The organism is Brachybacterium sp. p3-SID1565 (genome assembly GCF_025143785.1).
GTDB classification, from domain to species: domain Bacteria; phylum Actinomycetota; class Actinomycetes; order Actinomycetales; family Dermabacteraceae; genus Brachybacterium; species Brachybacterium epidermidis.
Genome location: NZ_JAMBDS010000013.1, coordinates 33,467 through 54,587, shown reverse-complemented (window position 1 = coordinate 54,587; position 21,121 = coordinate 33,467). Strand labels below are relative to the sequence as shown.

At 71.0% G+C, this 21,121-nt stretch carries 18 protein-coding genes, 1 tRNA gene and 1 pseudogene; 5 read left to right on the top strand and 15 right to left on the bottom strand.

What is annotated here, in order from left to right; genetic code table 11:
* Positions 1 to 13 precede the first annotated feature (13 nt).
* The 7 genes from M4D54_RS05155 to M4D54_RS05125 all read right to left on the bottom strand — a co-directional run bounded on the left by M4D54_RS05155 (position 14) and on the right by M4D54_RS05125 (position 8,190).
* Positions 14 to 991, bottom strand: coding sequence for a zinc-binding dehydrogenase (locus M4D54_RS05155; protein WP_259890592.1), 978 nt, complete (start codon positions 989 to 991; stop codon positions 14 to 16).
* A gap of 71 nt (positions 992 to 1,062) precedes the next feature.
* A complete protein-coding gene (locus tag M4D54_RS05150) occupies positions 1,063 to 2,529 on the bottom strand; it encodes an FAD-dependent oxidoreductase (RefSeq protein ID WP_259890590.1) in 1,467 nt (488 codons plus the stop codon).
* 243 nt (positions 2,530 to 2,772) lie between these two features.
* Positions 2,773 to 3,723, bottom strand: coding sequence for a formate/nitrite transporter family protein (locus M4D54_RS05145; RefSeq protein WP_259890588.1), 951 nt, complete (start codon positions 3,721 to 3,723; stop codon positions 2,773 to 2,775).
* A gap of 136 nt (positions 3,724 to 3,859) precedes the next feature.
* On the bottom strand, positions 3,860 to 4,825 hold the full coding sequence (locus M4D54_RS05140) for a transglutaminase family protein (protein ID WP_259890587.1): 966 nt from the start codon (positions 4,823 to 4,825) through the stop codon (positions 3,860 to 3,862).
* Complete coding sequence (locus M4D54_RS05135) at positions 4,818 to 7,067, bottom strand: circularly permuted type 2 ATP-grasp protein (RefSeq protein ID WP_259890584.1); 2,250 nt, start codon at positions 7,065 to 7,067, stop codon at positions 4,818 to 4,820. Before M4D54_RS05135 ends, M4D54_RS05140 begins: the two co-directional genes overlap by 8 nt.
* Before the next feature lie 67 nt (positions 7,068 to 7,134).
* Positions 7,135 to 7,812 carry an AIM24 family protein gene (locus M4D54_RS05130; RefSeq protein WP_259890582.1) on the bottom strand — a complete coding sequence of 226 codons (678 nt, stop codon included), beginning with the start codon at positions 7,810 to 7,812 and terminating at the stop codon, positions 7,135 to 7,137.
* A gap of 150 nt (positions 7,813 to 7,962) precedes the next feature.
* Complete coding sequence (locus M4D54_RS05125; RefSeq protein ID WP_259789716.1) at positions 7,963 to 8,190, bottom strand: heavy-metal-associated domain-containing protein; 228 nt, start codon at positions 8,188 to 8,190, stop codon at positions 7,963 to 7,965.
* Positions 8,191 to 8,475: 285 nt separating this feature from the next.
* On the opposite strand from M4D54_RS05125, the gene M4D54_RS05120 reads away from it, so the two are divergent.
* From M4D54_RS05120 to idi, 4 genes are all read left to right on the top strand, one after another.
* Positions 8,476 to 10,623 (top strand): serine/threonine-protein kinase, encoded by a 2,148-nt coding sequence (locus M4D54_RS05120; RefSeq protein WP_259890580.1) that lies wholly within the window; start codon positions 8,476 to 8,478, stop codon positions 10,621 to 10,623.
* A gap of 118 nt (positions 10,624 to 10,741) precedes the next feature.
* Entirely contained in the window at positions 10,742 to 11,575 is an 834-nt protein-coding gene (locus tag M4D54_RS05115) for a DsbA family protein (RefSeq protein ID WP_259890578.1), read from the top strand.
* Between the two features lie 51 nt (positions 11,576 to 11,626).
* Positions 11,627 to 11,698 (top strand) — tRNA-Thr (locus tag M4D54_RS05110).
* A gap of 169 nt (positions 11,699 to 11,867) precedes the next feature.
* Positions 11,868 to 12,470 (top strand): isopentenyl-diphosphate Delta-isomerase, encoded by a 603-nt coding sequence (gene idi / locus M4D54_RS05105; RefSeq protein WP_259890576.1) that lies wholly within the window; start codon positions 11,868 to 11,870, stop codon positions 12,468 to 12,470.
* Here the strand turns inward: idi and M4D54_RS05100 are convergent, their stop codons facing one another.
* The 8 genes and pseudogenes from M4D54_RS05100 to treS form a co-directional block, all read right to left on the bottom strand.
* Positions 12,471 to 13,355 (bottom strand): prenyltransferase, encoded by an 885-nt coding sequence (locus M4D54_RS05100; protein WP_259890575.1) that lies wholly within the window; start codon positions 13,353 to 13,355, stop codon positions 12,471 to 12,473.
* Positions 13,352 to 13,738 (bottom strand): lycopene cyclase domain-containing protein, encoded by a 387-nt coding sequence (locus M4D54_RS05095; RefSeq protein ID WP_259890573.1) that lies wholly within the window; start codon positions 13,736 to 13,738, stop codon positions 13,352 to 13,354. The genes M4D54_RS05100 and M4D54_RS05095 overlap by 4 nt, the downstream gene beginning before the upstream one ends.
* A complete protein-coding gene (locus tag M4D54_RS05090) occupies positions 13,735 to 14,127 on the bottom strand; it encodes a lycopene cyclase domain-containing protein (RefSeq protein ID WP_311199678.1) in 393 nt (130 codons plus the stop codon). The genes M4D54_RS05095 and M4D54_RS05090 overlap by 4 nt, the downstream gene beginning before the upstream one ends.
* Entirely contained in the window at positions 14,124 to 15,668 is a 1,545-nt protein-coding gene (crtI, locus tag M4D54_RS05085; RefSeq protein ID WP_396121473.1) for a phytoene desaturase family protein, read from the bottom strand. The genes M4D54_RS05090 and crtI overlap by 4 nt, the downstream gene beginning before the upstream one ends.
* 6 nt (positions 15,669 to 15,674) lie before the next feature.
* Positions 15,675 to 15,770, bottom strand: a pseudogene (locus M4D54_RS13855) (hypothetical protein); the annotation flags it as partial.
* On the bottom strand, positions 15,725 to 16,663 hold the full coding sequence (locus M4D54_RS05080; RefSeq protein WP_259890569.1) for a squalene/phytoene synthase family protein: 939 nt from the start codon (positions 16,661 to 16,663) through the stop codon (positions 15,725 to 15,727). The gene M4D54_RS05080 and the pseudogene M4D54_RS13855, both read right to left, overlap by 46 nt.
* Positions 16,660 to 17,769 carry a polyprenyl synthetase family protein gene (locus M4D54_RS05075; RefSeq protein WP_259890566.1) on the bottom strand — a complete coding sequence of 370 codons (1,110 nt, stop codon included), beginning with the start codon at positions 17,767 to 17,769 and terminating at the stop codon, positions 16,660 to 16,662. Before M4D54_RS05075 ends, M4D54_RS05080 begins: the two co-directional genes overlap by 4 nt.
* A 122-nt stretch (positions 17,770 to 17,891) precedes the next feature.
* Entirely contained in the window at positions 17,892 to 19,688 is a 1,797-nt protein-coding gene (gene treS / locus M4D54_RS05070; RefSeq protein ID WP_259890564.1) for a maltose alpha-D-glucosyltransferase, read from the bottom strand.
* Between the two features lie 227 nt (positions 19,689 to 19,915).
* Between treS and M4D54_RS05065 the strand changes: the two genes are divergently transcribed.
* Positions 19,916 to 21,118, top strand: a complete 1,203-nt coding sequence (locus M4D54_RS05065; RefSeq protein WP_193866569.1) for a TrkH family potassium uptake protein — start codon at positions 19,916 to 19,918, stop codon at positions 21,116 to 21,118.
* Positions 21,119 to 21,121 lie beyond the last annotated feature (3 nt).

Here is a 21,121-nt window from a genome sequence, read left to right as displayed (position 1 = left end):
TGCGGCATGCTGCTCACGGGCGCAGCAGCACCTTGCCCTGTCGGCCGTCGGTCAGCGTGGCCGCCACGGCGGCGGCGACCTCCTCCAGCGGGAAGGTGGCCGCGACCGGCAGGGTGACCTCGCCGGAAAGCAGGCCGGAGAAGATCTCGCCGATGAGCCGGCGACGCACCTCCGGCGCCATCTCCGCCGAGATCCGGGAGCCCCAGAAGCCTTCGACCTTCAGATCGCGGAAGATGATCGGGCCCGAGGGGAGCGCCATGGTCGAGTCGCCCATCGCCCCGAAGACCACCAGGCGACCGCCGTCCCCGAGCAGCGAGAGCACCTCGCCCGCCGCCTCGCCGCCCACGGAGTCCAGCCCCGCTGCGACGCGCGCCTCTCCGATCAGCGCACGCGCCTGCTCCTGCCAGTCCTCCCGATCGGTGGCGACGACGTCCCCGATGCCCTGCGCGGCGAGCTCCTCGACGCCGCTGCCGCGCCGCACCAGGCTGATGACGCGGATCCCGCGCAGCCGAGCGAACTGCGCGACGAGGCGGCCGACGGCCCCGGTCGCGGCGTTCTGCACGAGCACCTCGCCGGGAGCGAGGTCGAGGTGCTCGAGCAGGGAGACGGCGCTGAAGGGCATGGCCACGAGCTGGGCGGCGGACTCGTCCGGCAGCTCGGCCGGCACCGGGACCAGCGAGGAGGCGGGGGCGGTGAACAGCTCCGCCCAGGCTCCGGTGATCCCGGTCGCCGCGACACGGTCGCCGACGGCGTAGCCCTCGACGCCCTCGCCGAGCGCCTCCACCACCGCGACGGCCTCGCTGCCGGCGCCGGAGGGCAGCGCGGGGCGGACGCCGTAGGAGCCGCGGATCGTCCACAGGTCGTGGTGGTGGATCGGGCTCAACGACATCCTCAGCAGCGCCTCGCCGGCGGCCGGAACAGGGGCATCGGCCTCGGCGGTGCGCAGGACGTCGGCGGGATCGCCGAAGCGGTCGTAGGTGATGGTGAGCATGGGATCGCCTCTCGATTGTGGAACAATCATTCCACTATAGCGGCGGGGTGCCTCCCTGCACCGTGCGCGGCTCAGACCTCGGCGGGCAGGGACATCCCCGCGCGGGCGATGCGGACCATCTCCTCGCGGTCCACGACCTTGATGCGGGCGCGCGGCTCGCCGTCGGCATCCACCGCGGCCGCACCGAGGGCCTTCTCGTGCGCGTCCAGCGCCATCCAGCCCTCCCACGTGGTGTACTGCACCCCACGGGAGTCCAGCAGGCGCACGATCGCGTCGTTGTCGCGCTCCGGCGCGGTGGGCAGCTGCCCGGACTCGAGGTCCTCCAGCAGGGAGCCCACGGTCTCGATCGCATCGGACTTGGTCGCGCCGATCAGGCCGACGGGACCGCGCTTGATCCAGCCGTTGGCGTACAGGCCCGGCAGCACGGTGCCATCCGCCTCGGTGACACGGCCGGCGGCGTTGCTGATCACGCCGCGGGAGGAGTCGTAGGGGATCCCGGCCAGCTCGCTGCCGAAGTACCCCACCGCCCGGTACACGGCCTGCATCTCGTAGTCGACGAACTCGCCGGTGCCCTCCAGGCGCCCCTCCTCGTCGAGCCGGGTGCGCTCGAAGCGCATGCCGGTGACGTTCCCGTCCTCGCCGAGCACCTCGACGGGCCGATGCCAGAAGTGCATGTGCAGGCGCCGGGTGACGGGCCCGCCGTGGTGGTCGGTGGGCTCCTCGCCCGCGGCCTCGCGCCGCTGCTGCTCCTCGAGCCAGTTCACGAAGCTCTGCACCACCTGGTCGGTGCGCTTGTCGGCCTTGATGGCCTCCCACTCGGCCTCGCTGATCTGCTCGAGGTCGCGCGGGTCCATGACCACCTGCACACCCTTGGGGTGGGCCAGCTCGCGGGTCTCCAGCGGCGAGAACTTGGCCTGGGCGGGGCCGCGGCGGCCGAACACGTGCACATCGGTGGTGCGGGCTGCGGCCAGCCCCTCGTGCACGTTGGCGGGGATCTCGGTGCGCAGCAGCTCGTCGGCGCTCTTGGACAGCACACGGGCCACGTCGAGGGCCACGTTGCCGTTGCCGATCACCGCGACCTGCTCGGCCTCCAGCGGCCAGGTGCGCGGATAGTCCGGGTTCCCGTCGTACCAGGCCACGAAGTCGGCGGCACCGTAGGAGCCGTCCAGTTCGATGCCGGGGATGTCCAGATCGGCGTCCTTCAGGGCGCCGGTGGCGAACACGACCGCGTCGTAGTGCTCGCGCAGGTCCTCAATGGTCAGATCGGTGCCGAACTCCACGTGCCCCAGGAAGCGGATGTCGCCGCGGCCCAGGATGCGGTGCAGCGCGGTGATGATCCCCTTGATGCGCGGATGGTCCGGGGCCACGCCGTAGCGGATCAGCCCGAACGGGGCGGGGAGCCTGTCGAAGATGTCGGCCTGGACCTCCAGGCGCCCGGACTTCACGGCCTCGGAGCGCAGCAGGGTCTCTGCGGCGTACACGCCGGCGGGGCCGGATCCGATGACGGCCAGGCGGAGGGACTGCGGGGAGGAGGACATCTCACCTCGGTCTCGTGGCGCACGGATGCGCCGGACGGGAGCGCGCCGCAGCGCGCAGATTTCCGCACCACTTTATACGCGGAATTCGTGGGGGAGGGGGTGCTGTGAGCGGGCTGACGCACCCCCGACAGCACCGCGCACCCCCCGATGCTCCGAGGGGTGCGCGATGGTGGTCGAGCGGCGGGGGCGGGCGGGAGCCCGGCCCACCAGGGTCAGCTGCCCTTAGGGCCAGCTGTCTCCGGGTCAGCTGTCCTTGCGGGCCTCTTCCTTCGCAGCGGAGGTCTCCGGCTTGTTGTAGGCCAGCCAGAAGTAGACGCCCACGAACACGGCACCGCCGACGATGTTGCCGAGGATCACCGGGATCAGGTTGTCCCACACCACGGACAGCGGCGTCAGCGCCGCGAAGTCATCGACGGTCACTCCGGCCTTCTGGACGGCGGCGCCGTTCCAGAACTCGTCCCCCGCGCCGTACTTGACCATCAGGCCCATCGGCAGCATGAACATGTTGGCCACCGAGTGCTCGAGGCCGGTGGCCACGAACAGCGAGATCGGGCCGATCACGGCGAGGATCTTGTCGGTGACCGTCTTGCCGGCGGTCGCGATCCACACCGCGAGGCACACGGCGAAGTTGGCCAGCAGGCCCAGGAAGAAGGCGCGCGGCCAGTCGTAGGAGACCTTGGCCAGCGAGGTGTTCAGCGTGATCAGGCCCCATGCCCCGCCATTGGAGGCGTGCACGCCGGCCAGCAGGATCAGCAGCGCCATCAGCGCGGAGCCGATGAAGTTGCCGGTGATGGAGATGCCCCAGTGAGCGAGCATCTTGCCGGCGGTGATCCGCTTGGACAGCCACGGCATGACGGTCATGGTGGTGCCGGTGAACAGGTCCGAGCCGCTCATCACGACCAGTCCCAGGCCCACGGAGAACACGACACCGCCGAGGACCTTGGCGATGCCGGTGGGCCATTCGGTCATCCCCTGCTGGGAGGTGACCATGTAGATGAAGCCCCAGGCGATGAACGCGCCGCCGGTCAGGGACAGCAGGAACATGCGGCCGTAGGGCGTGGTCGCCTTGGCGTACATGCCGTCCTCGAGCGCCTTGGCGAGAGCCTTCGGTGCAGGGATCGCCGTGCTGGGCGGGGGAGCGGGAGCGGGAGCCGGCGCACCGGAGGCGCCGGGCCCGGGGGCGGGTGAACTCATGGGGGATTCCTTCTCTCGTACTCAGGAGGAATCCAGGTTACGCCCTGTTACCTGCGGAAGGAGACCGTTCGGGCCCGAGACGGCGAGCGTGTCCTCGGGTGCGCTGTGCGGGCCCTGAGTGAGGGAGGGAACCCTGTCAGCCCTGTGTGCTCACCGGTACCACGCCCACTGCGACCGACAGCGTGCTGGTGGCTCCGGGCGGACCCACCACGATCCCCTTGAGCGGGGGCACATCGGTGTAGTCGCGTCCCCAGGCGGTGGTCACGAAGCGCTGATCGACGAAGGTGCGGTTGGTGGGATCGATGTCCACCCAGCCCGTCCCGGGCACCAGCACGCTCAGCCAGGCGTGGGAGGCGGCCGAGCCCACCATCTCGCCGTCCGGTTGGGTGCCGAGCGCCCCGTCGGTGCTGCGCGCGGTGCGCAGGTAGCCCGAGACGTACCGGGCGGCCAGCCCGGCGGACCGTGCCACTGCCACGCCCACGTGGGCGAAGTCCTGGCACACGCCGTGCCGGGCGCTGAGCACCTCCTCCAGGGTCGAGGTCACCGTGGTGGCCCCGGAGTCATAGGTGAAGTCGGTGTGGATCAGCGCGGTGAGGTGGGCCAGGCACTCGCCGGTGGGGCGCTCGGGGACGAACACCTCGGAGGCGATCTCCTCGACCGCCCCACCAATGCGGATCCGGGGCGACGGCTGGGTGAAGTCGATGCTGGCCGCCGGCATCAGCGGGCCCCAGTTCTCCGGGCGGCAGCTCTCGAACGGGCGGGACATGGTCTCGCTGGGGTAGCGCCGCTCGGCCACGGAGACCCGTGCCCGGGAGTGCACCTCCAGGTGATCGTGGTGCTCATCCACCAGCAGGTAGGTCGAGGAGTTGCCGTAGAAGTCGGTGTGCGTGCTGAGCCGGGCGGGAGCAGGGTCCACGGAGACCTCGTGGGAGAGCACTCGCTGGTAGGGGGTGGCCCGGGGCTCCACGTGGGCGCGGCCGTAGTTGCGGCTGACGGGCTTGGCGTAGGTGTACGAGGTCAGGTGGTGCACGGAGTAGTCGACGGTCTCCACCGCGCTGTGGTCGTCCAGGCGCAGCGGGACCGGGGGCAGCTGCTCAGACATCGTCGAACCCCCAGGGGGCGGTGGACTCGGCAGGCCGGAAGTAGACGTCCTCGAGCGCACCGGCCAGTTCGCGCAGCGAGGAGATCGCGGAGCTGGTTTCGTCCAGCAGCACGGTGGGAGCGTCGTCGGCGGGATCGCCGACCGGACGCAGCAGGTCGCGGGGCGTCCAGCCGCCTACGCGGGTGCGCAGTGCGCTCAGAGGCGCCCGCAGCTCGGGCGAGGGCGTGGGCTCGGGCAGGCGGTCCAGGCCGGCACCCAGGCGCTCCAGCTGGAAGGCGAGCGAGCGCGGCAGGGTGGCGTCGGCCAGCAGCAGCTCCAGCAGCAGCTCCGGCTGGACCGCGGCATGGTAGTAGCGCCGGTAGGAGGCTCCGGACTCGGTGATCACCGCGACCGCCTGGGTGATGCGCGCCTCGGACGCTCCCGGCCTGCGGTGGCCCAGGCTGGCGCGCAGCAGTGCCAGCAGCCCCAGGGTGCGCTCGATGCGGCGGCCGGTCTCGGTGAGGTCCCACCCGATGTTGCGCGGCATCGAGTCGGTGACGGCACCGGAGAGGGTGAGGCAGCCGTCGATGATGTCGGTGAGGGCAGGCTCCAGCGGCTGGGACTCCATGCGGGACAGGGAGCGGATCCGCGCCCGCATGCGCGCGATCACCGGCCAGATGTCATCGGAGACCAGGTCCCGCAGGGTGCGGGTGGTGTGGGCGAGAGCCGAGAACGACTGCGCGAGGGAGCCGGGCCGGTCCACCGCGGTCAGCAGGGAGGCGATCTCGGTGTGCACCTCCTCGGCGTCCTGCAGGTCGATCCGGTGGAAGCCGGGGAAGGTGGTGGTGACGTCCGTGACGGCTCTCAGCAGCACCGACAGCGCGGTGCGCGCACTGCTGCCGCGCTCGGAGCCGAGATCGTTGGTGGTGTCCAGCACGGTGCGCAGCAGGCGCGCGGTCAGGTCCACCCGCTCCAGGTAGCGGCCGAACCCGAACAGGTCCGAGCCGATCGAGCGGGTCATCGCGGGGTACGCAGGCAGCACCGAGCGGCTGACGGTGGTGGGGGATGCCGGTGCGGCTGCGCCGGCGCTGTCGGACTCCGGTACCAGCACCCATACGTCCTTCACCGCGGGCGGGGCATCGTCCACGGTGGTGGCCACGCCACCGGGCAGCACCTCGTACCCGTCGTGCCCGGCCAGGACCATCAGCTGCAGGGTGACGGGTCGTTCGACGGGCTCCACCGCGCCGCTCGGGTCCAAGGACAGCACGGGGGACCAGGCGGTGCCGTTCTCCTCGGAGGCGGAGCGGAGCACCAGGTCCTCATGGAGCATCTGTCGGCACAGGTCGGGCAGGGCGCTGCGCAGTGCGGGGTTCTCCAGCAGCCCGGCCCCCAGCGGATTGAGCACCTCGACGTCGCCGTTGCGTGCAGCCTCCACCAGTCCCGTCACACCGCGCAGGGCAGTGGGGCCCAGGTCCAAGGGGTCCACCTGCCCGGAGGGGGCCAGACGGATCAGGGTGTCCACGGCCTCGGCCGGATCGGCCTGCACGCCGGGCACGCGCAGGGTGAGCGACCCGGCACCGGTGCGCAGGTCGGTGGCGGAGACCACGGGGGCGCCCAGGAGGTTCGCGAACCAGTGGTGGTCGAAGGCCCGCAAGGGATCCTCCTCCTCGCCCATCAGCACCACGGCGCGCCCCGCGCCGCCGTCAGTGCGCCCGCGATGGTCCAGCGCAGCGCGGATCCGATCGAAGAAGGGGTGCAGGCGGCGCAGCTCGGTGGAGCGGTACAGGCCTGGGGCGCAGCGGGACAGCACCCGGCGCATCTCCAGGGCGGCGCCGGCCCCGTGCGGGACGTCGATCTCGTCGCGGATCACCTTCCACTCGCCGTCGGCCGCGCGGCCCACGGTGCAGGTGAGGGCGAACAGGCTGTGGGATCCGCGGGCGGGGATGCCCACGGCGGTGCGAAGGTAGGCCGGGTCGTCGAGCAGCTGCGCGGTGGGTGCCACATCGGAGCCGAACACGGTGCGGGGGCCGTAGAGGTCCGCGTACAGCGCGTCCATCAGGCGTGCACGCTGCACCAGACCGCCCGCCAGGTGCTCCCAGTCGGAAGCGGTGACCACCGTCGGCAGGGGGTCGATCATCCCGGGGGCCGCACCGGAGACGTCGGCCGCGAACATGGCGGCGGCATCGGAGGATGCCTTGCGCAGAGCGGTGGGACCCAGGGCATCGAGTTCGACCTCGAGCGAGCGGGGGGTGGAGGAGCTCACCGGTTCATCGTAGGCGGCAGTGGTGGCGACCGGCGGCTCGTGGCGGACCCGCCGGTCGCCTCGGGGCTCAGGAAGCAGCGACCGCCGGGATGCCCTCGGAGGGCTGGACCACCACGAAGCCGGGGCCGTGGAAGGCCAGCTGGAACGACTCACCCGAGCCGCGCCCGATCAGGGAGCCCATCTTGAAGTCGTTCTTGATCTGGGGCTGCAGGTTCGCCGACCAGCACACGGCTGCCTGCGGGTCCACGTACGTGGGCTGGCGCGAGCAGTCCAGCAGCATCGGCGGGCCGTCGGAGGTCACCGCCACCATGCCCTGCCCCTGCAGGAACAGGTTGAACAGGCCACCGGCCATCATGCCGCCGCCGCCGAGGGCACGGATGTCCCACTGGATGGTGCTGTCGAAGGCCAGCAGGTTCTTGGTGTTCAGGGTGAGGGCGTCGCCCTCGAGCTGGATCAGGAAGATCTCGTGGGCCTGGCGGGCGTAGAACACCTCGCCGTGGCCGCGGGTGCGCATCATGTTGGCGCCCTCCCCGCTGACCATCTTCTTCAGCAGCTTCATGCCGCCGCCGGAGCCCTGGTACGAGAAGTCCATCTGCCCCTGGTAGGCGACCATGGCTCCGGCCGCGGAGATGATCTCGGGTGCCTGCGGGTGCAGGGCGCACCGCAGCATCTTCGAGGACTGCAGCGTCCAGCGGTCGTTGGTCTGCTTCTCCTGGTTCGAGGCGTCGAACAGGTTCGAGCGCATGGTTCCCCCTTCGTGCCGGCCGGGCCGTGCCCGGGTGCGTGTCGACGCCGCGCGGCGCCGCGGCGCCAAAGCTGTGCGGCACCGCGCGCGCATCGTCTCACGTGGGGGCGGCGGGGTCGAGGGGTGGCCGTGCCCGAACCCGGGCCCGCCTCAGGCGGGGGCGTCGGTGAGCTGGTAGTCGCCGGCCTCGTCGACCGCGGCTGCGAGGGCGTCCTTGGACACCTCGCGGTCAGCCGTCAGCGTGAGGGTGGAGGTGCCTCCGGTGACCAGGTCGACCTTCACGTCGGAGACGCCCTCGATCGCGGAGACCTCCTCCGTCACCGCGTTCACGCAGTGGCCGCAGGTCAGGCCGGTCAGTCCGTAGGTGGAGGTGCTCATGTCGTGCTCCTTCGTCTCGCGTCGGTGGGGTGGGGGCGCTGGTTCCTCGGTCAGGCCGCGGCGCGCCCTTTGGCTGGGCCGGGACGCGCCCCTTGGCCGGTCCGGGGCGGACCCCTTGCTCGGCCGGGCCGGGAACCAGGCCCTCGATGCGATTCTATACCCCTCAGGGGTATCGCTCGGGTGTGGCTGGCCCCCTGTGCAGGAGCCGTGCAGGTGAGGTGAGGGAACGCCGGAACGAGCGCAGCGGGACCCCGGCCGCGGCACCCGCCTCGTAGCATGGCCACCATGGTCGATCCCCGCCCTCGTCGCCCGGCGCGCCGCGATCCGCGGCTCGTCGCGCTCGCTGAGGACTCCGGCTACGAGATCCAGGGACGCATCGGCGCCGGGGGCATGGGGATCGTCTACCGGGGCCGGGACGCCGACGGCAACGACGTCGCGGTCAAGCTCCTGCGCCACGAGATCTCCGATGATCCGCGTGCCCGGGAGCGCCTGGCCCGAGAGGTGGCAGCCCAGCAGCGGGTGCGCAACGACAACATCGTGCGGATCCTCGATGCCGAGCTCGACTCCGGCGAGGCCTTCGTGGTCACCGAGTTCATCCCGGGGCCCACCCTCGAGGACGCCGTGCGCAGCCGGGGCGGGCTGCACCCCGAGGCCGTGCGCGAACTGGGCCTGGTGATGGGGGAGACCCTGCGGGACATCCATGCCGCCGGTGTGGTGCACCGTGACCTCAAGCCGAGCAATGTGCTGCTGCGCGGCGCCACCGACGAGGACCTGGACGGCTTCGACCCCGACGGGGACCGGCTGGACCCGGTGATCATCGACTTCGGCATCGCCATCGCCGCCGAGGAGTCGCGCTTGACCTCCACCGGCCTCGTGATGGGCACCGCCGCCTACCTCGATCCCGAGGTGGTGCGCACCAACCACACCGGGGAGGCAGGTGACTGGTGGGCGTGGGCCGCCCTGCTGGCCTTCGCGGCCACAGGTCGCGAACCGTACGGGGGTGGCCGCGCGGACCTGGTGTTCCTGCGCGCCGAGCGCGGCGAGATCGACGTCGAGGGCGCACCCGCGGAACTGGCACGGTGGCTGCGCAGTGCACTGCAGGCGGATCCGGAGCAGCGGCCCCGCCCCGAGGAGCTGCTCGAGCAGCTCGCCGATCTCGACCTCACCCACTACGACGACCCCGGTCCCACGGAGGTCTTCGATGCCGGTGGGCGCACCGCAGCACTGCCTGTCGCTGGAGCCGGCGCGGTGCAGCCCGGCACCGAGGCAGGCGGCACCGCCGGGCGCGGGGCCGACGCGCCGGTGGGTGAGACCGCTGCCGTCGTGGGGGGCGCGCCCGCCCCCGAGGACGGGGCGCCCACAGTCGCGCATGAGGCCGATCGCCACGCACCCCCGCAGGGAGTGACCGAGGCGCTCCCTGCGGCTGAGGGACCGTCATCGCTCCCCGACACGCAGGCGATCCCCGCCGGGACGGACGACACCCAGGTCCTCGAACCGATCGACTCGCCCACCGCCGTGCTGCCGGTGGTGGACCATCCCTCCGCTTCGGGGCCACGAACGGAGCCGATCCCGGACCGCGGGCCGGCCACCGAGGTGCTGCCGGTGATGGGCACCCCGACCCGGCAGATGCCCGTGGTGCCGCAGCATGCGCAGCCTCCGGTGAACGGCGGGGGGTACCCGGTGCAGCGCAGCCCCCAGGTCGCGCCTGCACCGCAGATGCGCAGTCATGCACCGGTAGTGCAAGCCCCTGCCCAGGTGCCCACGGCGCCCGGGTGGGCCGCGCCTGGCGCCATGCCCGGGCAGATGACCCCGTACGGTCCCTGGTCGGCCCCCGCCCCGCCGCCGCGCCGACCCCTGCTGGTGTGGACCGGGCACCTGCTGCTGATCGGCCTGGCCGCCGTGGCCCCCTACATCTCGCTGGTGCTGCTGCTGGTGCTGGGAGCCCTGGCCCGCACATGGGAGCGGTCCCATCAGGCCCTCGCGCAGCGACGCCTCCGCGGCGCCGCGGGATCGGGCGCTCAGTGGGCCGTGGGGGCTGCTGCCCCCCTGCGGATGCTGTTGTCCCTGGTCGAGATCGCGCTCCAGGCGCTGCTCCCGCTGCTGCTGGGCCTGCTCGTGGGCATCGCCGTGGACGCAGCCTGGACCGTGCTGCGCGCCGCCCCACCGCCCGACGGCATTGCCTTCGCGACCGCGATGACAGTGACCCTGCTCATCACCTGGGTGGGGATCGGCAGTCGCACCACCCGCGCGGGTGCGCATCGCATGGTGGACGCCGCCGCCCCGGACCGGGTGTGGTCGGCAGTGCTGGCCGTGCTCCTGCTGCTGCTGGTGGCCGCGGTGGTCACGACGATCCTTGCGCGCGGCGGGGCGGTGGACTACTTCCCCTTCGGCGCGGGCCCCAGACTCGAGGACATCGCCGTCTGGCGCCGCTGAGCGACCTTCCGGGCATACCCGGAGCGTGGTTCCGGCGCCTCGGACGTTGACCTGCGAGGGTTACACTCGCCCCCGTCCCGTCCATCCGCAGCGCCCCACCCGGGGGTGAGGAGAGAACATGGCCTCGTCGTCGAAGTCAGCGCAGAGCCGCCGTGAGGCGCAGCGGGAAGCCATCCGCAAGCAGCGCCAGGCCGAGCTGCGCCGGCAGCGCACCGTGCGCTCCGTGGTCATCGCCGTGATCACCATCGCCGCTCTCGTGCTCCTGGCCGGGGCCGGATACCTCATCTACCGCTCGCTGCAGCCCGAGGGCCCGGTGGCGACGCCGCAGGGAATCCCAGAGGGCCAGGGGTACCTGACCCTGGGCGCCCCCAGCGATTCCGGCAAGCCGGTGCTGGAGGTCCACCTGGACTTCATGTGCCCCCACTGCGGCACCTTCGAGGAGGTCAACGGCGCAGACCTGCAGACCATCGTCGAGCAGGAGGAGGCGACCGTGCACCTGGTGCCCCGTCGCATCATGGACCGCTCCTCCAGCTCCGGTGACTTCTCCACCCGCTCGGCCAACGCACTGGTGTGCGTGTACGAGGACGACCCCGACAACGCCCTCGCCTTCCAGCAGGCCATGTTCGACAATCAGCCCGCGCAGGGCACCGCGGGCCTGAGCAACGAGGAGATGTGGGAGTTCGCGCAGCAGGCCGGTGCCTCCGACAGCGTTCAGAGCTGCATCGACGGCCGCACCTACCAGGGCTGGGTGCGCCAGACGGCGAACGGCTACGCCCAGGAGAAGACCTCCGGCACTCCCTACGTGGAGATCGACGGCACCGAGTTCCAGGACTGGTCCACCCCCGGCGCCCTGCTCGAGGCCGTGCGGGCCGCGGGCAACGACGCGCCCGCCCCGTCCGACGGTGGCGGGGCCTCCGACGGTGGCGGTGCCTCCGATGGCGGCCAGGGCTGACCTGGCCCCGGTAGCATGTCGGGGCCGGTTGTGATCGACCGGCCCCATCCCGCTGGAGTGGCGCAACGGTAGCGCACCTGTCTTGTAAACAGGCGGTTGCGAGTTCGAATCTCGTCTCCAGCTCTGAGAACGGCTCTGGCCGACGGCAGGGCCATCACGTGGCCGCAGCACGAGCACCGCAGGACCCAGGGCCGCGTGAGGTGCTGCCGGCAGGTGCGTGCGAGCCCCGGCGTTCCCAGCACGGTGGCCTACAGTTCGGCTGACCCAGTCAGCGAAGTCAGGAGCCGCTGTGATGCACGAGAGCACCGACGACCAGACTGCCGATGCCGGCGGGGCGGAGCGGGTGGTGTTGCTGGACGAGGACGGCACCGCGGTGGGTACGGAGCTGAAATCCGAGGTGCACACCGACCGGACCCCGCTTCACCTGGCCTTCTCCGCGCACCTGATGGCGGATGACGGCCGGGTGCTGCTGACCCGCCGCGCCCTGTCGAAGAAGACCTGGCCGGGGGTGTGGACGAACTCGCTGTGCGGGCACCCGGCACCCGGGGAGTCCACCGCCGAGGCGATCCGCCGGCGCGCCGCCCAGGAGCTGTGCATCGATCCGACGTGGCTGGGAGAGCCCGAGCCGCTCCTGCCGGAGTTCCGCTACCGCGCGGTCGATGCCAGCGGGGTGGTCGAGAACGAGATCTGCCCCGTGTTCGTCGTACGACTGCAGGTGGAGCCGGAGCAGTTGCCGGCGCCCAACCCCGAGGAGGTCGCCGAGCAGCGCTGGCTGCCCGGGGAGGACCTGGTCGCTGCGGTGCAGGCTGCGCCCTTCGTGGTCAGCCCGTGGCTCGCCCTGCACATCGCCGACGATCGCGCGCGGGAGGCGCTCAGGACAGGTGCGGCCGGCTGATCAGCCCCACCGCACCTGCGCGATGATCAGCATGGTCACCAGGAAACCGGTGAGGTAGTTCAGCCACAGGAAGCGCCGCCAGCCGGCGTTGGCCCTCTCCGCGCGCTCATCGGGCAGGGCGCGGAACGGCCAGATGTTGGCGATGTACGGCAGCATCAGCACCGCTGACAGGGAGAACAGCTCCCACGGAAGCACCAGCAGCACCGCGGCCAGGGCGTAGAGCCCCATGGACACCAGCACCGTCGCCCGCGCACCCAGCACCGTGGCGATCGACCCCAGGCCGGCGGCCCGGTCTGCGGTCACGTCCTGCACCGCCCCGAAGGCCTGGCTGGCCATCGACCAGGAGAAGAACGCCGCCAGCACCAGCACTGCCGAGGCACCCAGGCGGCCGTCCGGCAGCAGGGCACCCACCACGGCCGGGCCCACGAAATGGGTGGCCGAAGTGGCCGAGTCCAGGAACGGCACCTCCTTGAACCGCAGGCCCTCGGCGCTGTACGCCACGACCGCGACCATGGTGACCGTAAGCGCCACCGCGGAGGCGATCGTCCCCACCGCGTACAGGTAGACGAGGAAAGGCACGCAGGCGACGATGCAGGCCACCAGGATCATCCGATGGTGGCTGCGGTCCACCACCGCGCCCTCCACGCCGCCCTTGCGGGGGTTCAGCAGATCGGACTCGTAGTCGAACACATCGTTGATCCCGTACATCGCCAGGTTGTAGGGGATCAGGAAGAACAGCGTGCCGATCACCAGCGGCAGGTCGATGCGTCCGGTGGTCAGCAGCATGGCCGCTGCGAACGGGTAGGCGGTGTTCACCCAGGACAGCGGGCGTGAGGTCTGCAGCAGGGACGAGAGCAGGCTGCCGCTGCGGGCCGGAGCGCTCATCGCAGGCCTCCTTCTGCTGGGTCACGATCTTCTCGCTCATGTCCGACCGGCTCTGCTCGGAAAGGGCCGGCTCGATCAGGGTCCCGGCGCAGGAACGCCCACAGCGCGGGCAGCAGCAGGGCCACCACCAGCACGTAGGAGAAGTCCTCGATGGGCGCCAGGCCGATGTGCCAGCCGATCAGATGCTCCTGGGCGTAGGTGAACAGACCCACCGCGATCATGATCGTGTCGAACACCGCGGTGAGCACCGCCACCACGGTGAAGGCGATCAGCGAGGTCAGCAGGACACGTCGTCTGCGCCGCCGCTGCACGTGCGAGAGGGCCAGGGCCGACGCGACGGCCGCCACCGCCATCACCACCAGGTTCACGTACAGGTAGGTCATGCCGCGCCGGTCCGTCCTGCGCTGCCGGCACCGGAGGCAGCCGCTCCATCCCTGCCGCCCGCACGGGCGCAGAGCAGACGATCGGCACCCGTGGCCACCACCATCGTCAGGTGGCACAGGAACCACAGGAAGAACGGCTCCTCGATCGTCAGGTGCGGCACGATCTCGTAGCCGCTGAGATACGGGCCCTCGCCGCGCGCGAACACCCCGAGCGCGATGCACACCAGGTCCCACACCAGCAGCAGCCCCACCCCAGCCGCCTGCACTCTCAGCGCGCGCCGCCGGTCACGGAACAGGTACAGCCGGAAGCGGTGGTCCAGCAGCAGCATGCAGCCGCTGGATGCGATGATCGCCGCGAGGTAGGCCCAGGAGGTCACGAACTCCATCATGGCGCGATCCGCGGCAGGGCCGACGGCGGCAGCGGGCCGTCGCTGCGGTCGCCCCGCAGGCGCTTGAGCACGTTCTCCGCGCTGATCAGGCACATCGGCAGACCGACCCCGGGAACCGTGGTGCCACCGGCGTACAGCAGGTTCGGAACATGGCGGGAGCGGTTGGCGCCGCGCAGGAAGGCGGACTGCCGCAGCGTGTGCGCAGGGCCCAGTGCGTTGCCGCGCCAGGAGTGCAGGTCAGTCGCGAAGTCGCCGGGTCCCACGCTGTGCCGCACCACGATCCGATCGGCCAGGTCCGGCACCCCGGCCCAGTCGTTGATCTGCGCGATCGCCTGGTCCACGGCCCTCTCCACGTCGGCATCGCCTTTGCCGTCGGCCCCGCCGCGGCCCAGACCGCGGCCGGTGGGAGCATCGGGGGAGACGGGGATCAGCACGAACAGGTTCTCGCTGCCGGCCGGGGCGCTGGTGGGGTCGGTCGCGGAGCTGCGGCACACGTAGATGCTGGCCGGATCCGGGACCGTGGGCTGCGCGGCCCCGATCTGGGCGAAGTTGCGATCCCAGTCCTTCGTGAACAGCAGCGTGTGGTGGGTCAGCTGCGGGAGCGCGCCCTCCACGCCCAGCAGCGCCAGCACGGCACCGGGTCCGCTGGTGCGGCCATCCCAGTACCGCTGCGGATAGGTGGCCAGCTCCTGCGGGAGCAGACGGGTCTCGGTGTGGTGCAGATCCGCGGCGGAGACCACCACGTCCGCATCGATCTGCTCGATGCCGGCGGCGGTGCGCACCGTGACTCCGGTGGCGCGGGCGCGACTGAGGCCCGGCAGCCCGCGCGGTGCGGTGGTGCGGATGGCGGTGACCTCCGCGCCGGTGCGGATCTGGGCCCCTTCGGCACGGGCGAGGTCGGCGATCACCTCGATGATGCGGTGGAACCCCCCTTGGGGGTACTTCACACCGTCCTCCAGGTCCATCGCGCTCATCAGGTGGTACAGGCTGGGCGCGGTGCGCGGCGTGGCCGCCAGGAACACCGCCGGGTAGCCCAGGATCTGCCGCAGCCGGGTGTCCTGGACCGTACGGCTCACCAGGGAATGCAGGGACTCCAGCAGCAGCCGGCCCAGCTTCGGCAGATGCGGTAGGGAGCGCAGGGCGGTGCCCAGCGGCACCCCCGAGAAGGTGGTGTACAGGAAGGACCGGGTGGCCAGCTCATAGGTGTGCCGCGCGGAGTCCAGGTACCGCTCCAGGCGCCTGCCCGCCCCGGGCTCGACCTGCTCGAACAGTGCCACCGCCGCGGCCCGGTCCGAGCGCACGTCCAGCGGCTCGGCGTGCCCCTCGCCGTACACCCGGTACGCCGGATCGAGGTCCACCAGCTCCAGGTGGTCCTCGATGCGCTCCCCCAGGAGCTCGAAGAAGTGCTCGAAGCACTCCGGCATCAGGTACCAGGACGGCCCGGTGTCGAACACGAAGCCCTCTCGCCTGAGGCGGCCGGCCCGACCGCCCAGCTGATCCCGGGCCTCGAGCACCGTCACCCGGTGGCCGTCCCGCGCCAGCAGGGCCGCGGTGGCGAGCCCCGCGATCCCCGCACCGATCACGATCACCCGTGCCATCAGCGATTCCTCCCGTCGGGCCTGCGCGCTCGCAGGCCACGGCCCCGCTCCTGCAGAGCGGCCCGCGCGATGATCGCGGCCTTCTGGGCGTCGGGGATGCGCACCCGCCCCGTCCGCAGCTCCTCGGCGTCGGTCGCGGCCAGGCGGTCGGTGAGAGCGGCGAACAGGTCGTGGACCGCGCGCACCGCGGTGCGACTGGAATCCGGCAGCAGCACGATCGCCTCCCGGGCTGCGGCGAGGTCCGCCTGGATGTCGATCAGCAGCTCATCCTTCTGCTGGTCGGTGAGGGTGGCCGGGTCCACTCCGGGGAAGTAGCTGCGTCCGCGACCCACCGCGTCTGCCCGCAGATCCCGCAGGAAGTTCACCTTCTGGAAGGCCGCGCCGAGGCGTCGGGCGCCCTCGAGCAGCGCCGGGGAGGGGGCGACGGGCACGGGGGAGCGGTCGGTGGTGAACACGTGCAGGCACATGAGCCCCACCACCTCCGCGCTGCCGTACACGTACTGCGCGAAGGAGAAGGGATCGTGCTCGCTGACGGTGAGGTCCGCGCGCATGGAGGCGAAGAACGGGCGGGTCAGTTCAGAGCCGATGCCGCAGGCGCGGGCGGTGCGAGCGAAGGCGTGCACCACCAGATCGCTGCTGAACCCGCTGGCCAGTGCCTGTTCGGTGCGCGTCTCGTAGTCATCCAGTGCTGCGGCGATGGCATCCGGTTCCAGCCCGCACCCCTCGGCGGCGCCGTCGACGATCTCGTCGGCCACCCGCACCAGTGCGTAGACGGAGCGCACCCGGCCCCGCACCGGGGTGCCCAGCAGCCGGGTGGAGGAGCCGAAGCTGGTGGAGTACGCATCGATCACCCGGTCCGCCGCACGCACGGCCGCAGCGGTGTATGCGCGGGCGTCGAGGGCCGCCTGGGGATGGGGCACGGGAGGCTGCTGGATCACCTGGGCGCTCCGATCTCCTCGGCGAGGCGGCGCAGTGTGCTGCCCAGTGGATCGGGGAGCTGCGCCGGTCCGATGTGCTGCTGTGCCTGATGGGCGTGCCGCCGGATCTGCTCGCTCGTCGCATCCAGGGCCCCGCACCGTGTGAGCAGCTCCCGCATGGACACGGTGATGCCGGCCAGATCTGCATCGGTGGCGACGGCCGAGCGGGCCAGCAGCTCGCGCACCTCCGCCGCTTGAGGAGACATCAGTGCGGAGGCCATGAGGTAGGTGTGCTTGCCCTCACGAAGGTCACCGCCCACGGGTTTGCCGGTGCTCTCCTGGTCGCCGAACACTCCCTGCACGTCGTCCTCGAGCTGGTAGGCCATGCCCAGCTGGGTGCCGATCCGCCCGACGGCCTGGACCTGCTCGGTCTCAAGACCCGCCAGCAGAGCACCGGACATCAGCGGTGCCTGGAACGTGTACACGGCGGTCTTCAGCTCGGCGGTGCGCAGCGCCTCGCTGCGCAGGTCGGCGGGGCCGGCATCGCCACCTGCCGGAGCGAGGGCCAGCTCCACGTCCAGCAGCTCGCCCAGGGTGGTGGTCACCACCGTGTCGTGCAGGATCCGCTGGAGCTGCTCCCGCTCGGGGGCCTGCACCTCAGCCGTGCCGGCCAGCAGCAGACGGTACGCGGCGGCCAGGGCCAGATCGCCGGCCAGGATGCTGCGGGAGTACCCCCGGTGGATGGCTGACTCTCCGGACATTCCGCGCGAACGCGCGCCCGCGGCGTGCGAGGCGTGCAGGGAGGGACGCCCGTAGCGCATGTCGTCGCGGTCGATCACGTCGTCGTGCAGGATGAACGCCGCGTGCAGCAGCCCGTACACGGCGGCGACCGCGGCCACCGCATCGGCCGTCGCAGCAGACGGCCCGCGCTCACCGACGTGCGCGGCCAGCACCACCAGGCGTGAGCGCAGGCGCTTCCCACTGCGCGTGTGGGTGAGGACCTCTTCCCACAGGGAACGCCCGTGATCGCCGGCTCCCTGGCCGCAGTCCTGCTGTGTGCGCACGAACCGCTCCAGGGTGGAATCCACTGCTGCCAGGTCGATGGCGTCGAGGCCCAGATAGTTCACTGGGTTAGTCAACCATATGCCGGGCGGAGGCCACCGAGGCTCCTCCCAGGCGCGGGAGGCGCCTCCCTCCAGCTCGCAGCGCACTGTTCTGAGCAGGCAAGCAGCTCTACCGGGTGCTGCGTTCAGATGGCGTTGGTGGCGTCCTCGTCACTGATCACCGGCATGGCGGTGGTGGTGGTCATCGGCTCACCCTCGGGGGAGAGCGGTCGCACCTTCAGCCAGTAGTAGCCGTGCGAGCCCAGCATGATCGTGAGGGTGCCGTCCTCGCTCACGGCAGGGAACTCATGGCCTCCGAACAGGTCGCGCACAGTGCGGCGGGCAAGGCCGCCCAGATCGAGGGTCGCGGTCACCGGCTGCGAGGACAGGTTGAACACGCACAGCAGGGTCTCGGCGTGGGAGTCCGCCTCCTCGCCGTACTCGGCGCCGTCGTAGGTGCGGGTGAAGGCCAGCACCCGGTCCGAGTCCGCGGGAATGTTCCGGTAGGCACCCATGCCGAAGGCCTCGTGCTCCCGCCGCACCGCCAGCATCCACCGCACGAAGTGCAGCAGCGAGCCGGAGTGGGCCATCTCCGCCTCCACGTTGGTGGTGGAGTAGTGGTACACCAGCGACTGGATCACCGGCAGGTACAGCTTGCCCGGATCGGTGATCTCGCTGAACCCGGCGTTGCGGTCCGGGGTCCACTGCATCGGCGTGCGCACCGCATCGCGGTCCTCCAGCCAGATGTTGTCCCCCATGCCGATTTCGTCACCGTAGTAGAGGAAGGGGGAGCCGGGCAGGGACAGCAGCAGGGCGTGGATCAGCTCCAGCTCGGAGCGGGAGTTGTCCAGCAGCGGCGCCAGGCGGCGACGGATGCCGATGTTGGCCCGCATGCGCGAATCGGGGGCGTACCAGCCGAGCATCGCCGAGCGGTCCTCGGGGGAGACCATCTCCAGGGTGAGCTCGTCGTGATTGCGCAGGAACGTGCCCCACTGGGCGCCGGGGGGGATCTCCGGGGTGTCGGCCATGATGTCGATGATGTGGCGGGCCGAGCCCTCCCGCAGCGCGTAGAAGATGCGCGGCATCACCGGGAAGTGGAAGCACATGTGGCACTCGGGCCGGTCCTCGGTACCGAAGTACTCCACCACGTCCTGGGGCCACTGGTTGGCCTCGGCGATGATCACCTTGCCCGGCCAGTGCTCGTCCACGAACGCCCGCAGCTCCGCCAGGAAGTCGTGGGTGGCCGGCAGGTTCTCCCCGTCGGTCCCCTCCTCCTCGAACAGGTAGGGGATGGCGTCGGCGCGGAACCCGTCGATCCCCTTGTCCAGCCAGAAGCGCACCACGTCGAGCACGGCCTCGCGCACCTTGGGGTTCTCGAAGTTGAGATCCGGCTGGTGGGAGAAGAAGCGGTGCCAGAAGAACTGGCGGCGCACCGGGTCGAAGGTCCAGTTCGACTCCTCGGTGTCCACGAAGATGATCCGCGCTTCCTGGTACTTCTCGTCGGTGTCGGACCACACGTAGAAGTCGCCGAAGGGGCCCTCCGGGTCCGAGCGTGACTCCAGGAACCAGGGGTGCTTGTCGGAGGTGTGGTTCAGCGGCAGGTCGATGATCACGCGGATGCCGCGACGGTGCGCCTCGGAGACCAGGCGCTCGAAGTCCGTGATCGAGCCGAACTCGGGCAGCACGGCCTCGTAGTCGGAGATGTCGTACCCGCCGTCGCGCAGGGGGGAGGCGAAGAACGGCGGCAGCCACAGGCAGTCGATGCCCAGCCACTGCAGGTAGTCGAGGCGATCGATCAGGCCGCTGAAATCACCGGTGCCATCGCCGTTGCCGTCCGCGAAGGCGCGCACCAGCACCTCGTAGAACACGGCCTTTCGGTACCAGTGGGGGTCGTAGTCGACGCCCGGTCCCTGCGGCGAGAACTGGGTGGCGTTCAGGGCCATAGCCTGCTCCTTCGATCGTCTGCGCGGCAGGCCCCAGCGTAGTGGAGGCGGTGGTGGGCGGCGGCCCCGTCCGGTGGTAGGTTCAGGCCGTGCCACACGCGGTTCTCGCAAGGCCCGGCAGTTCCCCCGCCCGCATCGCGGTCGCCGGGGCCGGGGCCGTACTGATGGGCGGGACCGCTCTTCTGATGCTCCCGGTCTCTTCCGCTGATGGAACCTGGACCGGTCTGGTGGACAGCTTGTTCACGGCGGTCTCGGCGATGTCGGTGACGGGCCTGGTGGTGCTGGACCCCGCCCATTGGACGACCTTCGGGCAGGTGGTGATCCTGCTGCTGATCCAGATCGGGGGAACCGGGGTGATGACCCTGGCCACTCTCCTGGGACTGGTGACGATGCGTCGGTTGGGCCTGCGCGCACGGGTGACCGCGGGCAAGGAGATCCATGCCGAACTGGGCGACGCGGGCGCGGTGGTGCGAGGCATCGTGGTCACCTCCCTCCTCATCGAACTGGTGGTGGCCGCGATCCTGTTCACCGCCTTCGCCCTGCGTGACGGGCTTCCCGTGCTGCCAGCGGCGGGCAGTGCCGTCTTCCACGCGGTCTCCGCGTTCAACAACGCCGGGTTCTCCCCGCACAGTGACAGTCTGATCCGGTATGCCGACGATCCCCTGGTGGCGCTGACGCTCGCCGCGGCCGTGGTGGCCGGGGGGCTCGGCTTCCCCGTGATCGCCGAATTGCTGCGACGACGGCACGGCCCCCGGCACTGGACGCTGACCACGAAACTCGTGCTCACCGGCACCCCTATCCTGCTGCTGGCCGGGCTGGTGACCACACTGCTGACCGAGCACTCCAACCCCGGCACCCTCGGGCCGATGGACTGGCCGCAGAAGGTGCTCAACGCCCTGCTGCACTCGGTGTTCAGCCGCACGGCCGGGTTCAACTCGGTGGACGTGGGCGCGATGCGGGAGGAGACCTGGTTGAGCACCGTCATCCTCATGCTCATCGGCGGTGGCCCCGCCGGGACCGCCGGCGGTCTGAAGATCACCACGGTGCTGATCCTGGTGCTCACCATCCGCAGCGAACTGCGCGGCGACAGCCACGTCATCGCCTTTGGCAAGAGGCTCCCGCAGGGGGTGAACCGGCAGGTGGTGACCGTGGTGGGGCTGATGTCGATCATGCTGCTGGGGGCCACCGCCGCGCTGATGGCCCTGGAGGACCACCCCCTCGACCGGGTGCTGTTCGAGGTGGCCTCGGCGATCTCCACCACCGGCCTGTCCACCGGGATCACCCCGCAGCTCAGCGATGCGTCCTGCCTGATCCTCGCCCTGCTCATGTTCGTGGGGCGGGTGGGCCCCATCTCCCTGGGCACCGCCCTGGCACTACGGCCTCGGCCCCTGCTGTACGAACCACCGAAGGAGCGACCCCTCATTGGCTAATCG

Excerpts from the sequence above, each read along its gene's own strand:
- M4D54_RS05155 (WP_259890592.1), bottom strand. The coding sequence starts at position 991 with ATGCTCACCATCACCTACGACCGCTTCGGCGATCCCGCCGACGTCCTG.
- M4D54_RS05150 (WP_259890590.1), bottom strand. The coding sequence starts at position 2,529 with ATGTCCTCCTCCCCGCAGTCCCTCCGCCTGGCCGTCATCGGATCCGGC.
- M4D54_RS05145 (WP_259890588.1), bottom strand. The coding sequence starts at position 3,723 with ATGAGTTCACCCGCCCCCGGGCCCGGCGCCTCCGGTGCGCCGGCTCCC.
- M4D54_RS05140 (WP_259890587.1), bottom strand. The coding sequence starts at position 4,825 with ATGTCTGAGCAGCTGCCCCCGGTCCCGCTGCGCCTGGACGACCACAGC.
- M4D54_RS05130 (WP_259890582.1), bottom strand. The coding sequence starts at position 7,812 with ATGCGCTCGAACCTGTTCGACGCCTCGAACCAGGAGAAGCAGACCAAC.
- M4D54_RS05125 (WP_259789716.1), bottom strand. The coding sequence starts at position 8,190 with ATGAGCACCTCCACCTACGGACTGACCGGCCTGACCTGCGGCCACTGC.
- M4D54_RS05120 (WP_259890580.1), top strand. The coding sequence starts at position 8,476 with ATGGTCGATCCCCGCCCTCGTCGCCCGGCGCGCCGCGATCCGCGGCTC.
- M4D54_RS05115 (WP_259890578.1), top strand. The coding sequence starts at position 10,742 with ATGGCCTCGTCGTCGAAGTCAGCGCAGAGCCGCCGTGAGGCGCAGCGG.
- idi (WP_259890576.1), top strand. The coding sequence starts at position 11,868 with ATGCACGAGAGCACCGACGACCAGACTGCCGATGCCGGCGGGGCGGAG.
- M4D54_RS05100 (WP_259890575.1), bottom strand. The coding sequence starts at position 13,355 with ATGAGCGCTCCGGCCCGCAGCGGCAGCCTGCTCTCGTCCCTGCTGCAG.
- M4D54_RS05095 (WP_259890573.1), bottom strand. The coding sequence starts at position 13,738 with ATGACCTACCTGTACGTGAACCTGGTGGTGATGGCGGTGGCGGCCGTC.
- M4D54_RS05090 (WP_311199678.1), bottom strand. The coding sequence starts at position 14,127 with ATGATGGAGTTCGTGACCTCCTGGGCCTACCTCGCGGCGATCATCGCA.
- treS (WP_259890564.1), bottom strand. The coding sequence starts at position 19,688 with ATGGCCCTGAACGCCACCCAGTTCTCGCCGCAGGGACCGGGCGTCGAC.